The 14,616-nt window shown below is 73.1% G+C and carries 9 protein-coding genes and 1 pseudogene; 5 read left to right on the top strand and 5 right to left on the bottom strand.

What is annotated here, in order from left to right:
• Positions 1–24: 24 nt before the first annotated feature.
• Both IEY98_RS26635 and gltX read right to left on the bottom strand, forming a co-directional pair.
• Entirely contained in the window at positions 25–816 is a 792-nt protein-coding gene (locus tag IEY98_RS26635) for an HAD family hydrolase (RefSeq protein WP_229787527.1), read from the bottom strand.
• Between the two features lie 135 nt (positions 817–951).
• On the bottom strand, positions 952–2,436 hold the full coding sequence (gene gltX, locus IEY98_RS26640; protein ID WP_189213401.1) for a glutamate--tRNA ligase: 1,485 nt from the start codon (positions 2,434–2,436) through the stop codon (positions 952–954).
• Between the two features lie 100 nt (positions 2,437–2,536).
• On the opposite strand from gltX, the gene IEY98_RS26645 reads away from it, so the two are divergent.
• From IEY98_RS26645 to IEY98_RS26665, 5 genes and pseudogenes are all read left to right on the top strand, one after another.
• Positions 2,537–3,763: an FAD-dependent oxidoreductase gene (locus IEY98_RS26645; protein WP_189213402.1), complete on the top strand. Its 1,227-nt coding sequence runs from the start codon at positions 2,537–2,539 to the stop codon at positions 3,761–3,763.
• A 25-nt stretch (positions 3,764–3,788) separates the two neighbouring features.
• A pseudogene (locus IEY98_RS26650) lies at positions 3,789–4,841 on the top strand (aminotransferase class V-fold PLP-dependent enzyme); the annotation flags it as partial.
• A gap of 107 nt (positions 4,842–4,948) precedes the next feature.
• The gene (locus tag IEY98_RS26655; protein WP_189213404.1) at positions 4,949–5,692 is read left to right on the top strand and encodes a hypothetical protein; all 744 of its coding nucleotides are present in this window, start codon (positions 4,949–4,951) and stop codon (positions 5,690–5,692) included.
• Complete coding sequence (locus IEY98_RS26660) at positions 5,689–6,624, top strand: hypothetical protein (protein WP_189213405.1); 936 nt, start codon at positions 5,689–5,691, stop codon at positions 6,622–6,624. Before IEY98_RS26655 ends, IEY98_RS26660 begins: the two co-directional genes overlap by 4 nt.
• 22 nt (positions 6,625–6,646) lie before the next feature.
• The gene (locus tag IEY98_RS26665; protein ID WP_189213406.1) at positions 6,647–8,836 is read left to right on the top strand and encodes a hypothetical protein; all 2,190 of its coding nucleotides are present in this window, start codon (positions 6,647–6,649) and stop codon (positions 8,834–8,836) included.
• On the opposite strand, the gene IEY98_RS26670 is transcribed toward IEY98_RS26665, so the two are convergent.
• Genes IEY98_RS26670 through fxsT form a run of 3 tightly spaced genes read right to left on the bottom strand, consistent with a single transcriptional unit; the run spans position 8,796 to position 14,560 of the window.
• Complete coding sequence (locus IEY98_RS26670) at positions 8,796–9,908, bottom strand: cation:proton antiporter (RefSeq protein ID WP_189213407.1); 1,113 nt, start codon at positions 9,906–9,908, stop codon at positions 8,796–8,798. The two genes, IEY98_RS26665 and IEY98_RS26670, sit on opposite strands and share 41 nt — an antisense overlap.
• 1 nt (position 9,909) lies before the next feature.
• Entirely contained in the window at positions 9,910–10,860 is a 951-nt protein-coding gene (locus tag IEY98_RS26675) for a hypothetical protein (RefSeq protein WP_189213408.1), read from the bottom strand.
• A complete protein-coding gene (gene fxsT, locus IEY98_RS26680; RefSeq protein ID WP_189213409.1) occupies positions 10,838–14,560 on the bottom strand; it encodes an FxSxx-COOH system tetratricopeptide repeat protein in 3,723 nt (1,240 codons plus the stop codon). The genes IEY98_RS26675 and fxsT overlap by 23 nt, the downstream gene beginning before the upstream one ends.
• Positions 14,561–14,616: the final 56 nt, after the last annotated feature.

The following is a 14,616-nucleotide window of genomic DNA, read 5'->3' on the forward strand; positions in this document are numbered from 1 at the left end:
CGGCTGATCGAGAAATCAGGGGGTCTACCCGCGCTGCGCGGGCACTCCGCCGCTGGTCGTGACGGTGGGGGTGCGGAACTCGGTGACCAGCAGGGTGGGCAGGTCGGACAGGCTGTCGATCACGTGGATGCCGGGTTCGACCGGGCCGGGGCGGGCGGCGCGGTCCAGCCAGACGCCGTGGAGGCCCGCGTCGGCGGCTGCGCGGGCGTCGAGGTCGATGCGGTCGCCGACGTGCATGGTGTGCTCCGGCAGGACGTCCAGCTCGGCGCAGGCGGCGTGGAAGATGGCCGGGTCGGGCTTGGCAACGCCGAGGGCGCCCGCGCTGATCACGGCGTCGAAGAAGCGGGCGAGGCCGACGCGGGCCAGGCGGGCGTGCTGGTCGGGGTGTGAGGCGTTGGTCACAGCGGCGATCCGGAACCCGGCCGCGCGCAGCCAGTCCAGGGTGGGGGCGGCGTCGGGGAACGCGCGGTTGAGGCGGGTCATGCGGTCGCGGCGGCGGTCCTCCAGCACGGCGACGGTGGCCTCGTCGAAGTCGGCGCCCTGGGCGTCGAGGAACGCCTTCGTGCGGACCCGGCGCATGGTGTCGTGGTCGAACTCGCCGGCGATGGCGCGGGCGCTGTGGTCCTCGGTGATCTCCAGCCACGCAGGCCACAGGTCGTCGCGGCCGGTCAATTCCGACAGTGCCATTCTGGCCGAGCCGGTGAAATCGATCACCGTGTCGTCGACATCCAGGCAGATCGCGTGAATCGTTGGCGGGAGCGCGGCGGGCATGGACACGTGCGTGAGGGCAGCGAAAGACGACCGCGCAGAAGTCATTACGGCAGATTAGATCGCGGATCGGGCATTGCGACTCGTCTGCCCAGGTGATGTTTCGGGATCTTTTTCGGTCAAGCCGCCGCGGTCCGCGACAAAGGCCGTGAAAGGCCTATATCGCGGACCGTCGGCGTGTCGTTACGGCAGTGCCTTCCGCAGCCGGGTGAGGGTGCGCTCCCGGCCCAGCAGCTCCAGCGACTCGTACAGCGGCGGGGACACCGTGCGGCCGGTCGTGGCCACCCGCACGGGCGCGAACGCCTTGCGCGGCTTGAGCCCGAGGCCGTCGATGAGCGCTGCCTTGAGCGCGCCCTCGATCGCCGGGGTCGTCCACTCCCCCAGTGCCGCAAGGGCTTCGATGCTCGCGTCCACAACGGGCTTGGCGTCGGGCCCGAGCGCCTTGGCCGCCGAATCCGGTTCGGGGGCGAAGTCGGCCTCGTCGGTGAAGAGGAAGCGGACCATGCCCGCGGTGTCCGACAGCACGATCACCCGCTCCTGCACCAGCGGCGCGACGGCGGTCAGCGTGGCCAGCTGCTCGGCCGTCGGCTCGGCGGGCAGCAGTCCCTCGGCGATCAGGTACGGCACGGACCGGCTGACGAATTCGGCGACCGGGAGCGCTCGCAGGTGTTCGGCGTTGATCGCCTCGGCCTTCTTGATGTCGAACCGCGCGGGGTTGGGGCTGACCTTGCCGATGTCGAATGCCGACACCATCTCGTCCATCGTGAAGATGTCCCGGTCGTCGGCAATGGACCAGCCGAGCAGCGCGAGATAGTTCAGCATTCCCTCGGGGATGAATCCGCGGGTGCGGTAGCCGAACAGATCCGATTCCGGGTCGCGCTTGGACAGCTTCTTGTTGCCCTCGCCGCGCACCAGCGGCATGTGTCCGAAGTGCGGGGTGAACTCGGCAACGCCGACGCGCTGCAAAGCCTCGTAGAGGGCGATCTGCCTCGGCGTCGACGGCAGCAGGTCCTCCCCGCGCAGCACGTGGGTGATCCGCATCAGCGCGTCGTCGACCGGGTTGACCAGGGTGTAGAGCGGCTGGCCGTTGGCGCGGACGAGCACCGGGTCCGGGACGCTGCCCGCGGGGAAGGTGATCTCGCCTCGGATGAGGTCGGTGAAGGTGATGTCGCGGTCGGGCATCCGCAGCCGCAGCACGGCATCGCGGCCCTCGGCGCGGTACGCGGCGCGCTGCTCGTCGGTGGTGTCGCGGTCGGCGTTGTCGTAGCCGAGCTTGGGGTCCTGGCCCGCGGCGCGGCGGCGGGCCTCGACCTCATCGGGCGTGGAGTACGACTCGTACAGCTCGCCGCCGTCGACCAGCTTGGCGATCACCTCGCGGTAGCGGTCCTTGCGCTGGCTCTGCCGGTACGGGCCGTAGTCGCCGCCGACCTCGGGGCCCTCGTCCCAATCGATGCCCAGCCACCGCAGCGCGTCGAGGATGGCGGCGTAGCTCTCCTCGGAGTCGCGGGCGGCGTCGGTGTCCTCGATACGGAAGACGAGCTTGCCGCCCGTGTGCCGGGCGAAGGCCCAGTTGAACAGGGCGGTCCGGATGAGCCCGACGTGCGGGGTGCCCGTGGGTGACGGGCAGAAGCGGGCCCGGACTGGGGTGTCTGCGTTTGGCGTGGTCATGGCGTGGTGAGCGTATCGCCGCCCGGCCGCTTGACCACTTCGGCGTCCGGGTGCATCCTGTAATTATTCAACCACCGTTGAAAAACTGAGGAGGGGGATCATGGACCGGACGACGGTGTGCGTGGTCGGGGGCGGACCGGCGGGGATGGTGCTCGGACTGCTGCTGGCGCGCGCGGGCATCGAGGTGACGGTGTTGGAGAAGCACGCGGACTTCCTGCGCGACTTCCGCGGCGACACCGTGCACCCGCCGACCCTCGACCTGCTCGACGACCTGGGGCTCGGCGAGGAGTTCGCGAAGATCCCGCAGCGGCACATCGACACGGTCGGGCTGCCGTACCAGGGCCAGATCGTGCAGATCGGCGACCTGTCGCAGCTGAAGGGCAGGCACCCGTACATCGCGATGGTGCCGCAGTGGGACTTCCTCGACCTGCTCAAGCGCGCCGCGGAGGACGAGCCGGCTTTCCGCCTGTGCATGGAGACCGAGGCGACGGGGCTGCTGCGCGAGGGCGGCCGCGTGGTCGGCGTGACGTACCGGACCGCGGCGGGGGACGCCGGCGAGATCCGGGCGGACCTGACGGTCGCCTGCGACGGCCGTTCGTCGCTGCTGCGCGCGTCCGCCGGGCTGACGCCGAAGGAGTGGGCGACCCCGATGGACGTCTGGTGGTTCCGGCTGCCGCGCCACGAGACCGACCCGTCGGGGATCGTGGGCAACATCACCGCGGCCCGCGCGGCCGTGATGATCGACCGGGGCGAGTACTGGCAGTGCGCCGTGCTGATCGGCAAGGGCACCGACCGGGCCGCGCGCCGCGGCGAGGTGGCCGACATCGTCCGCCAGCTCGGCGTCGGCACGCCGTGGGTGCTCGACCGGGTCGACGCCCTGGACTCCTGGGACGACGTCAAGGTGCTCGACGTGAAGCTGAACCGGCTGCACCGGTGGCATGTGGACGGTCTGCTGTGCATCGGCGACGCCGCGCACGCGATGTCGCCGGTGGGCGGGATCGGCATCAACCTCGCCGTGCAGGACGCGATCGCGACGGCGGGCCTGCTGGCGGACAAGATCAAGCGGGGCTCGCTGACCGGGGACGACCTCGCCCTCGTGCGGCGGCGCAGGCTGCTGCCGACCGTGGTCCTGCAGGGCATGCAGCGGTTCCTGCACCGGGTCGCGATCGGCCCGGTGGTGCGCGGCGAGGTCGAGGTCGCGATGTCGGACCGGCTGCCGCTGCCGATGCGGGTGCTGCGCCGGTTCCCGCGCCTGCGCGGGCTTCCCGCGACCGTCCTGGGCCGGGGCGTGCGCACGGAGCCGACGCCCCGCTTCGCCCGCCGCTGACCGGCCGGACGGTAGGAATGGAGCCATGGATTCCTACCTGTCCCAGTTCGCCGAGCCGACCGGTTACCTCGACTTCGCCCGGTTCGGGCCGCCGAGCCGGGCGGTGCTCGACACCACGGCCGAGCTGATGCGACAGGCGGCGCACGCGGGCCCGGGGACGGTGGACGCGCTCATGGCCGAGGACGGCCGGGCCCGCGACGCGGTCGCCCGGCTGGTGGGCGCCGACGCCGAGCACGTCGTGGTGCTGCCCAACACCAGCCTCGGCCTGGTGCAGGCCGCGTTCGGCTGCTCCGGCCGCGTGCTCGTGCCCGCGACGGACTTCCCGGCCAACACCTATCCGTGGGTGAAGGCCGAGCAGGCCGGACTGGTCAAGGTGGACTGGCTGACCGGACCCGCTACCCCCGACGCCATCGCCGCCGCGCTCACCCCGGAGACGGCGGCGGTGACCGTGGCGGCGGTGGACTTCCGCACCGGCTACCGGATGGACCTCGCCGCGGTCAGGGAGATCGTCGGCGACCGGCTGCTCATCGTCGACGCCATCCAGGGGTTCGGCGCGGTCACGGCCGCGTGGGAGGCCGCCGACGTCCTCGTGGCGGGTGGGCAGAAGTGGCTGCGCGCGGGCTGGGGCACCGGCTTCGGCGTCCTCTCCGACGCCGCGCTGGAGCGGCTGCGGCCCCTGGTGGCCAGTTGGGCGGGCGCGCGGGACCCGATGGTGTTCGACAACGAGATCCGCGAGCCCGCGGACACGGCCGCACGCTGGAAGATCACCCACCTCAGCCCGTTCGCCGCTGGCGCGCTCGCCGCGGCGCTGGAACTCGTCGAGGGCGTCGGGGTGGCCGCGATCGAGGCCCGCATCGCCGAGCGGGTGGGCAGGCTCGGCGACGTGGTGCGGTCCGCGGGCGGACGGGTCCTGTCGCAGGCGACCACGGTCCTGTCGTTCGCGATGCCGGACATCCCGCGCGCGGGCGCCGCGCTCCGGGAGCACGGCGTCGCCGCCACGGTCCGGCCGGGGCACATCCGGCTCTCGCCGCACGCCTCCACGACGGTCGAGTCCATCGACGCCGTGCGGGTGGCGCTGGCCGGATGAGCTACGCCGATCGGGTGGCCGCCGTAACGATCGTGCCGGAACCCCGACCGTCGTATCGGTAGAGTTGATCGCCGTACGTCGGGGCAGCGGGGGTGATGGTGGACCGCGCAGAGGGCCGGTGGCCGCGCCGGGTCGCGGTGGCGGCGACCGTCGCGTCCCTCTGCCTGGCCGCTCCCCTGCCCGCGGCCGCCATCGACGACGCGCAGATCGTCTACTGCCTCGGCAAGGACCAGCGGGACGCGCTGCGCGAGGCCGCGGTCGCGCTGGGCAAGGCTGCCGACACCGCTGCGCTCGCTGACATCGCCGCATGGCGCGGGCGGGACGCGGCGGCGTTCGAGGAGACCTGCGAGGCGCTGTACGAGGCGGCGAAGCCGCAGCCGGGCGCGTTCGCCGACGCCCTCCCCTTCCTCACCGCGCTCGTCGGCGCGCTGCTGGCCTACTTCGCCGCGCTCGGCCAGGAGCGCCGGATGCTGCGCCGCAGGCAGGCCGACGCCCTGCGCGCGGCGCTGGCCGAGTTCGACGCGGCCGCCCGGCACTACACCCACGTGCTGGCCGGGGACCGGCCGGTCGAACGGCTGCGCGCGGCCCACGGCGCCCTGGTCGGCAGGCTCGCCGAGGCCAGGGCCGAGTACCCGGACTGGCGGCTGGCCGCCGACTGCCACGAGCGGCTGACCGCGGGCGACCTCGGGATGGACGAGCTGACCTCGGGCTGGAACGCCGACAAGGACGCCCGCGCCAAGGCGGTGCGCGGGGTCGTCACCGAGTTGCACGCCGGGGTCCAGCGGATCGCGGCGGGGCTGCTGCGGCCGAGGCGGCGCAACCCGGACCGGGTGAGCGCATGATCCGCGTGCCGATGAACCCGTTCGCGCTCCCCGGCGTCGAGTTCGGCCTGGTCAAGGTGCTGCGGCCGCACGAGGACCACAGCCAGGACGACTTGTACGTCGACGTGTGCGGCAGCCACGCGGCCTACCAGGCGTTCCGGACCGGGTTCGACGTCGCGGCGGTCACCGCCCGCGGCGGCTTCCTGCTCGTCGTCGGCGATTCCGGCTGCGGGAAGACGGCGGTGGTGAATCGCTGCGTCCACCACATGCTCAAGACGCTCGACGGCGTCGTCGAGCGGGTGGTCGTCGAGAACCTGGACCGGCTGCTGCCCTCGCCGTTCGACCAGGTCAACCAGCTCTCGATCCAAGAGCGCATCAAAACGGTCTGCAACGAGCTGTTCCACGTCCTCGACTCCCGAGGAGTGCTCTACAACGGCGAATTGGACGGCCTGGACAAAGCCGGGCGGGAAAAAGGGCATCTGTGGGCATTGCGCCGACTGCCCGAGTCGCTCAAGCCGAACACGGCCGTGATCGTGCACCTCCCGACCCCGGGCGACCTCGTCGACGAGATCACCAGCTACGCCTACTCCGCGACCAGCCCCGGCGTGGTCTTCGTGACCGAGACGAGTTCACTCCAACGTGAGCATCTCGACCACTTGCGGTACCGGATTCCCTCCGATTCCGCACCGCCGGTGATTGTCTCGGTGCAGCGAATCACCGCTGACGAGATCCGGGCGTTTATCGCCGATCGACTGACCAGATGCGCGGCGACCGGTATCTTCCCGAGCGTGGACAAGTCCGGCCTGGCGTACCTCGCCGACCACTCCAACTCCATCCGCCGGGTGCAGGAGTTGTGCTTCAGGGCGTATCAGGCCCGGCTGGACACGAACACGGACTACACCGAGGACGACGTCGTGACCGACGGCGATTTCGCGGGGGCACTGGGCCCATGATTCGACGGCGAGGGCGGTTGAGATGAGCACCGGCGGGCACGCGTTGCGCAGGAATCCGTTCCGCTCGACGGCGGTCGCGGACACCGCGCTCATCGGCCGCGACCCCAACGGCGTCGAGACCAACGTCGACACCGCCGCGCAGCAGCGCGTCCTCGCGCCCCTGCGCGCCTATCTCGCCGGGGAGGACGGCCACCGCGGCAACGGCACCACGATCGTGGTTTCCGGCGATTACGGCACCGGGAAGACGCACCTGCTCGTCCGGATGGTGGACGAGGCGCTCGCCGCGATCGGCGAGCCGGGCCGCGCGCTCTACGTCGTGGCGGGCGAGGACGGGTTCCTCGCGCTGTTCCGCAACTTCCTCAAGGCGGTGACCAAGGACGAGCTGGTCCGCCAGGTCAGCCAGTACTACGCCGACGCCGTGCAGGCCGAGCTCGCCGCCAACGACGTGCCGCACGCCGGGCTGGCGGGCCGCGCGGACACCAGCGAGGTCGAGCGCGAGTACGACGTGCTCTCCAGCGTGGTCAACCGGCGCGTGCACGAGAACCTGGCGCGGGTGACCGACAACGCCGACTTCACGACCGCGCTGTCCCTGCTGATGCGCGACAAGCGGCTGGCCGACCCGGTGTGGGAGTGGCTGAACGGCGCCGAGCCCCCGGTGGCGCTGCGCAACCGGCGCGTGCAGCACCGCATCGACAACGACCTCGCCGCGCTCGACGCCCTCGGCGTGCTCGCGCTGGTCCTCGGCGGCCGCGACCAGAAGTTCGTGCTGGCCGTCGACGAGATGAGCGACATCTTCGCCCGCAGCGACACTCCGCGCGAGCGGCTGATGGAAGCGTTCCGCGTCCTGCTGGAGACGGCGAAGCGGTCCGGCGCGTGCTTCATCCTGTGCGGGCTGCCCGATCTGATGGAGAGCCTGAGCCCGAAGGTGCGCGAGCGCGTCGGCGTGCACGTGGAGCTCGGCGGGTTCACCGAGAACGACATCATCGAGTTCATCCTGCGCTCGCACGAGCGGACCTTCGGCGAGCGGCGGTTCGCGCCGTTCGCCGAGCACGCCCAGCGCACCATCCGCGACTTCACCAGGGGCAACCCGCGCCAGGTCGTGCGGCTGCTGCACCGGGCGTTCGCGCTGGCGGGCGCTGGCCACCCGGACGCGGGCCCCACCGAGCTGCCCGAGATCACCCACGACGTGCTGTACCAGGCTGCCAGCCTGCTCACCCCGCCGACGTTCGACACGGTGGTCGACGAGATCAGGATGGTCGCCGCGCAGCACGGCTGGCCGATCCGGCAGGAGCAGACGCTGGCGCTGGACCCGCACGCGTGGGCGGAGTTCCGGGTCGAGTCCGGCCACCGCGACGGGGACTTCGCCGTGCTGGTGGCCCGTTCGCTGTTGTCGGACACGGAGATCCGGCGGTTCGTCGACTGGGTCGCCGCGGTGCGCGGGACCGAGGAGAACCGGCCCATCGCGCTGGTCACGGTCGGCACGCCGAGCAACTCCGCGCTCGTGGCCGTGCGGCAGGTGCTGCACGCCGAGCCGATCGTGCGCCGCACGACCTTCCAGGCCGACCTCACCGCCGCGCTGTCGGCTGGCCCCGTGCCGGTGCACCCGGGGCAGGGCGCGCTGGCGCACGTGTCCCGCACGCTCGACGAGATCAAGGCGATGCTGGCCACCGGGGCGCACGGCCGCGAGTTGAACCCCAGGGCCATCGCCCAGGAGATCGCCGCCTACCTCGCGCCCGCGCGGCCCGAGCCGCGCGCGGACGAGCTGCCCGACCCGGTGGCCGACCTGTTCACCCTGGCCGAGGACCGGCTGTCCGCGCTGCTGGCGATCGAGCCGAGGGTGCGCGCGGCGTTCGACCGCGGCGGCTACGACTCGGCCGCGGCGTTCCGGTCCCGGTTCTTCGAGCCCGCGGCCCGGCAGGCCATCGGCGCGGCTGCGGTGATGGGCGTGTTCCTGCACGGGTTCCGCGTCCGGCTGGCCCGGTGGTTCCACGAGTCCGGCGACGACCATGCGCTGGCCGCGATCTGCGAGACCTACCAGGCGATGGAGGACTGGGTGCCGCTGTCGGACCTCGCGCCGCTGGCCGCGGTGGTCGACGCGCCGGTCCCGGCCATCGGCGCGAGCACCGCGGTCGAGCAGGCGATCGGCACGCTGACCGGGTTCGCGGCCAAGGTCAGGGACGCGGCTCTGGACGCGGCAAGCGAACGGGCCTGACCGGCTCGTCCTCCACGCGGCGGACCGCGTTCGCCACCCCGTGCAGCACGTTGATGACGACGACGGCGAAGGCGATGGTCCCGGCCGCGCCCGGGTAGAGCGGTTCGAGCAGCAGGGCCAGCACGATCGCAGTCAACCCGTTCTGCTGCGCGAAGGCCAGGCCCATCCGGTCGGCGGCGGAGAGCCCGCGCGCAGGCAGCAGCAGGGCTATCAGGAACTGCGCGAAGAAGGCGGCGGCGCCCAACACGATGCCCGCGAGCGCCGTCGGCCGGTCGACCACGACCACCATGCCGATCGCGAACGTGGCTGCGTAGAGCGCGGCGGTCGCGATCCGGTCGATGGCCGAGGCGATCCTCGGGCGGACGAACAGGCCGATGAACGCCAGCGAGAGCAGCAGCGCGTACGAGACCGCCACCGTGGCCAGGGCCAGCACGACGACGACCGCGGCGACGACCGCCCACCGCCGCCGCACCGCGGTCTTGGGGACCCGAGCGCGCCAGCGAGACTCGTAGGCGCGCCACAGGACGAAGGCCAGCGCGGCGAACAGCAGGTTGAGGCCCAGGTTGGCCAGGAACGGCAGGAGCCCGGTGTCGAGCGCGCCCAGCCCGGCGTCGCCCTCGCCGTGCAGGACGAACGCTGCCAGGTAGGCCGTCAGCAGCACGGTGATCGGGTCGTCGAAGGACGCCCACGCGGACAGCAGCGACGACGCCGCGGGCGAGAGCTTGCTGCGGTGGCGCAGCGCGGCCACGGACAGCGGATCGATCTGCGCGACGGCGACGGCCAGCAGGATCATCCGCGAGTCGCCGAAGAACACCACCATGACGGTGGCGATCACGGCGACCTTCGCCATGACGCCGACGGTGACGGCGAGGATGACCGTGCGCAGGTGCGTGCGCGCCTCCTGCAGATCGATGCCGTACGCGGCGGCGTAGAGGCCGGTGCCGAGCAGGGCGGTGATCAGCCAGGCGTACGCGGCGGAGCCGGTGACGTCGTGCAGCCCAAACCAGTCCGCGATGAACCAGCCAGCGGCGGCGGTGGTCAGCAGCAGGGCTGCGCGCAGGGCCCCGTTCATGTCACCCGTTGTCCCCGTTCGGCTCCCACAGGGTCTGGGCGAGGCGGACGACGATGTCGTCGGCCAGGGACACCATGGACTGGTCGAGGGTCACCGCGGTGAGGTAGCGCTGGGCGGGCAGGCGCGCGTAGAACACCGCGCCCGCCTCCACATCGAGCACGATGCGGTTGAGCCTGCCCTTCAACGCGCCGCCGGAGGTCAGTTTGAGGTCGGTGGCCAGGGATTTGAGCCTGCGCGCGAAGGCGAGGTGGAAGTCGAGGCGCTGCCGGGGGCTGATCTCGGCGTCGGCGTCCACGACGACGGGCGCGGTGAGCCCGGGGTGGGAGAAGCAGTGCTCGATCTCCTCGCGCCTGCCGTTGACCCAATAGGACGCGAAGTGCAGACCGTCGGGGCGCACGACCGCGCGGAGCCGGTCCTGGACGGTGCCGTCGGCGGGCACCGCAGGCGGCGGCCCGGGGTGGGCGCAGGCGAAGGAGCCGTAGTTGGCCGAGGTGAGCCGGGCCCTGGCGCGGAAGGCGGCCGCCAGCTCGGCGACGGCCTCGTCGCCAGCGCGCACCGCGTCGGGCTGTTCGACCACGCCGAGGAACTCCTCGCCGGGGCGGACCATGTCGTAGAAGAGGGCGTGCGCGTCGGTGTGCAGGACCGTGCGGATGAGCCTGCCCGTGCGGGCCTTCTGCAGGTCCTCGTCGAGGGTGCGGACGTGGTAGGCCATCTGCCTGGCCAGCACGGTGAACGCGCTCGCCATGCCGGTCCCGCCGCTGACGTCGCCCGCCTCGCCCCGGCCGAGCCGGACCAGCGGGACGCCGTTGCGCAGGTACGCCAGGTAGCACAGCGCGGGCAGCCGGGACGCGGTCTCCTCGCACGCCTCGCGCACCGACGCCAGGTAGGCGTCGTCGGCGTCCACCCTCGGGCTGACCCAGGTCTCGCGGTCAGGTGTGCGGGATGTCGACATCGATCTCCCTCCAGGTCCGCTGCGCGCCCTCCCTGGCCAGACCGAGGTTGTGCCCGGCGATGGCGACGTACGGGTGGGTGGGGCCGACCGTGTCCAGCAGGTCCTCCAACGCTTCCTCGGTCAGCGACGCCGCGGTCGCCAGGTCGCCCGCCGACGCGTGCAGCACGGCGAGGTCGATGGCCGCGGCCAGGGACCACGGGTGGGCGCGGTCGAAGCGCGAGAGCAGGGAATCGTAGGCGCGGGCGACCGCCTCCGTGCCCGCGGCGTGGTCGCCCGCGGCCGCGGTGGCCAGGCCGAGGCCGAGCCCGGCCAGGGCGCGGATCGGGTGCGCCTCGTCGAAGTCGCGGTGGTCGAGGCGGGCGACCGCGGCCTGCGCCATCTCCTCGGCCTGCCCCGGCAGGTGCCCGGACCGGCGGGTGATGGACGCGCTGGTCAGCATCGCGGCGGTGATGTCCGGGTGCCCGTCCGGCAGCAGCGCGCGGAACCCGTCCAGCGCCTCGGTGATGATGGTCGTCGCGGTGCGCAGCTCGCCGGTGTCGCGCAGCTCCATGCTCCACTGCCACTGCGCGATCAGCGTCAGCCGCTCGCGGCCCGGCCTGCCCCGCAGCGCGGAGACCAGGTTCGCCAGCCGCGCGCGGGAGTCGCCGAGGCCGAGGTCGCGCTGGTAGGTGGCGATCCGCACGGCGGACCAGTCGGTGCGCTCGTGGTGCTCGCCGAAGAGGCGCACCACCCGGCTGTGGTTCTGCCGCTCGACGGCGAGCGCGCGCTGCGTGTTGCCCGACAGGTACAGCGACGTGGCCAGGTTGTTGGCGGCGCTGCGGGTCTGCGGGTGGTCCTCGCCCAGCTCCCTGACCTTGCCCGCCCACACGAGCTGGTCGGTGGCCAGCGCGTCGAGGTAGCGGCCGAGGCCGCGGTCGTCGCCGCCGAGGCCGCGCGCTGCGGCGAGCGCGGCGGGCGTGGGGGCCTGGTGGACATCGCTCTGGAGGTCGAGCGCCTCGACGTCCAGCTTGCGCGCCCGGTCGCGGTCGCCGAGCGCCCTGGCCAGGTTGGCCAGCTGCACGATCAGCCGCAGCCGCAGCGGGTCGTCGGCCGGGATGCCCGCCTGCTCCCACGCGGCGAGCAGCCGCTCGCCGTGGACCAGCGTCTCCTCGGAGATGGCCTTGATGTCCTGCTCGTAGAGGTAGCGGACCTGGTTGACCAGCCAGCGGCGGACCTGGTCGTCGGTGCTGTGCAGCGCCCCCGACGGCTCGACGTGCCAGATGAGCAGCCGGAACCGGTGGCGCAGCGACTCCGGCGCGCTCTCGGTGGGCGCGAACTCGGCCAGCGCGGACAGGACCATCGCGGCGATCGCGGCCGCCTCCTCCGGCTCGGCCAGCGCGATCAGCGCCGCGGTGATCGCGCGGTTGACGCGCACCACGCCGCTCAGGCCCCAGTCGACCGTCAGCAGGCCGTACCGCTCGCCCAGGCGCAGCGCGCGGTCGATGTCGGCGGTGTCGACCAGCAGCCGCGGCGCGGCGCGGCCCAGCCTGCCCGCGAGCGCCCCGACCAGTTCCCGGGACTGGATGAACTCCAGGCCGATCCCGTTGGAGGCCAACGCGGTGAAGCACCGGGCCAGCAGCACGGTGACCTCGCCGAGGCCGGTGCCGCCGGTCGCGGCGTCGAGTTCCGGGGAGAGCAGGGTGTCGACGACGACCGCGACGATGGCGCTGACCGGGTCGTCGCCATCCCGCTCGGCCAGCGCGGCGAGCAGTTCGGCCTGCGCGGTCCTGGCGGCGCTCACCGCGTCGTGGCCTGCTTCGCGCAGCCGCGCGCCTGCCTCGTCCAGCCAGGCGCCCGCCAGCCGCACGGCCAGCGGCCTGTGGCCCAGCGCGGCGCCGACCTCGGCAGCGGCGGCGGGATTGAGGTCGGGCACGCGCTCGGTGAGCCGGGCGACCGACTGCTCCGGGCGCAGCGCGGTGAGCTCGATCTGGTGGTCGATGGGCACCGAGCCGCTGGGCGCGCGCGAGGTGACCAGCACGTGGACGTCGCCGTCCTCGGCGGGCAGCAGCCCGTCGGCGAGCACGTCGAGGTCGTCGCAGCCGTCGTAGACCAGCAGGAACCGGCAGTTGCGCGGCGCGGTCACCGCGGTGAGCGACCGCGTGCTGCCGTACTGGCGGGCCACGCTGTCGCCGGGCAGCACCACCTCGGCGAGCGCGGCCACCGACTGCAGCAGCGACCGGCGGTCCCTTGAGGACAGCCACCAGACGCCCTGGTAGTCCCAGGCGTAGTGCTCGGCGTAGGCGCGGGCGAGCGTGCTCTTGCCGGTGCCCGCGCCGCCGTGCACGAGAGCGATGGTGCGGCGGCCGGTGGGCAGCACGAGGGCGGCCCGCAGCGCGGCGAGGTCCGGGTCGTCGACCCCCGGCAGGTCGCCGGTCACCGGCAGGTGCCGGTTCATCGGGGTGGACCACGGGAAGCGGGTGGGCGCGCGCTCGGGGAACCGGCTCGGGCCGACGAAGCCGAGCGCGGACAGCAGCCGGGTGCGGAAGGCCTCGGCCTGGCTCGCCGCGCCCGCGAACGCGTCCGGCCCGCCGTCGTCGTCGCGGTCGGGGACGGCCACCGGGACCAGCGTCGCCTCCGGCGCGCCCGCCTCGGCGGGCACGGCGAACTCGTCCTCGTCGTCGCGGTGCAGCAGCAGCACCGGCACGCCCGGCGGGGCGTCGGCCGCGTCGACGACCGTCCCGCCCGCGCGGATGATCTGCGTGCGCACCCAGGGCACCCACTCGCGGGTGCCGGGCAGGTCGGCGATGACCACCGGGCGCGTGTCCGGGTCGCTGTCCAGCCCGCACGACCACCGGTACCCGGCGCGGATGTGCGGGGCCATGGCCAGCCAGCCGACGCGGCCGGTGAGCCAGGTGGCGAGCCGGGCGTACTCGCGCCACAGCGGCGTCCCGGCGTCCTCGGCGACGACCGAGAGGATCGGCGACGACTCGGCGTAGGCCATGAGCGGCAGCTCGGCGCAGGACTGGTTCGGCACGCGCTCGGCCTGCTCGGCGAACAGCACGGCGAACATGCCGTTGGCGTCGGAGCGCACGCGGGCGATCAGCGGCGACGACCGGTCGGTCGCGGGCACCCTGGCCAGCACCGGCAGCACGTCCACCTGGATCGGGGTGGCCTTGCGGATGCGGGCGGCGACGTCGACGGCCCTGGCCACGGCGCGCTCGCTGGGGCCGAAGGCGAGCAGGACCGCGTCGGCGAGGATGCCCGCCATCGTCTCGGCGCGGGCGCCCGCGTCGGTCTCGGGCAGCACTACGAGCACGTCGTCGTAGCCGCTGTCGAGCAGGCGGCTGCGCAGCGCGGCGACGGCCTCGGGGTCGGCGCGCGCGAGGTCGAGCCGTTGCTGGGTGGCGCCGACGTTCAGCGACGAGACCGCGCCGACCTGGTCGCCCGGCAGGTCGAACCGGCGCACCTCGCCGAGCACGGCGGACCGGTCGGCGGTGATCTCGCGGACCGCGATGCGCAGCCGGTCCGGGCACGCGGTCACCTCGGCGGGGAACACCGAGAGGTAGTCGCGGACCCGGCGGTCGCCGCCCGCGAAGTCGACCACCAGCACCCGCCTGCCGCCGCAGGCCAGGACGGCGGCGAGGTTGGCGGCGATGTCGACGTGGTCGCTGCGGGCGGACGCGGGGAAAACGACGGAAACTCTCGTTTGACCGGTTGCCATCGGCCGACCGCCCATCTCGCTCACCATCACCCCGTCGTGCCTCCCACTTCCTATCG

The organism is Actinokineospora fastidiosa (assembly GCF_014648415.1).
GTDB lineage: Bacteria > Actinomycetota > Actinomycetes > Mycobacteriales > Pseudonocardiaceae > Actinokineospora > Actinokineospora fastidiosa.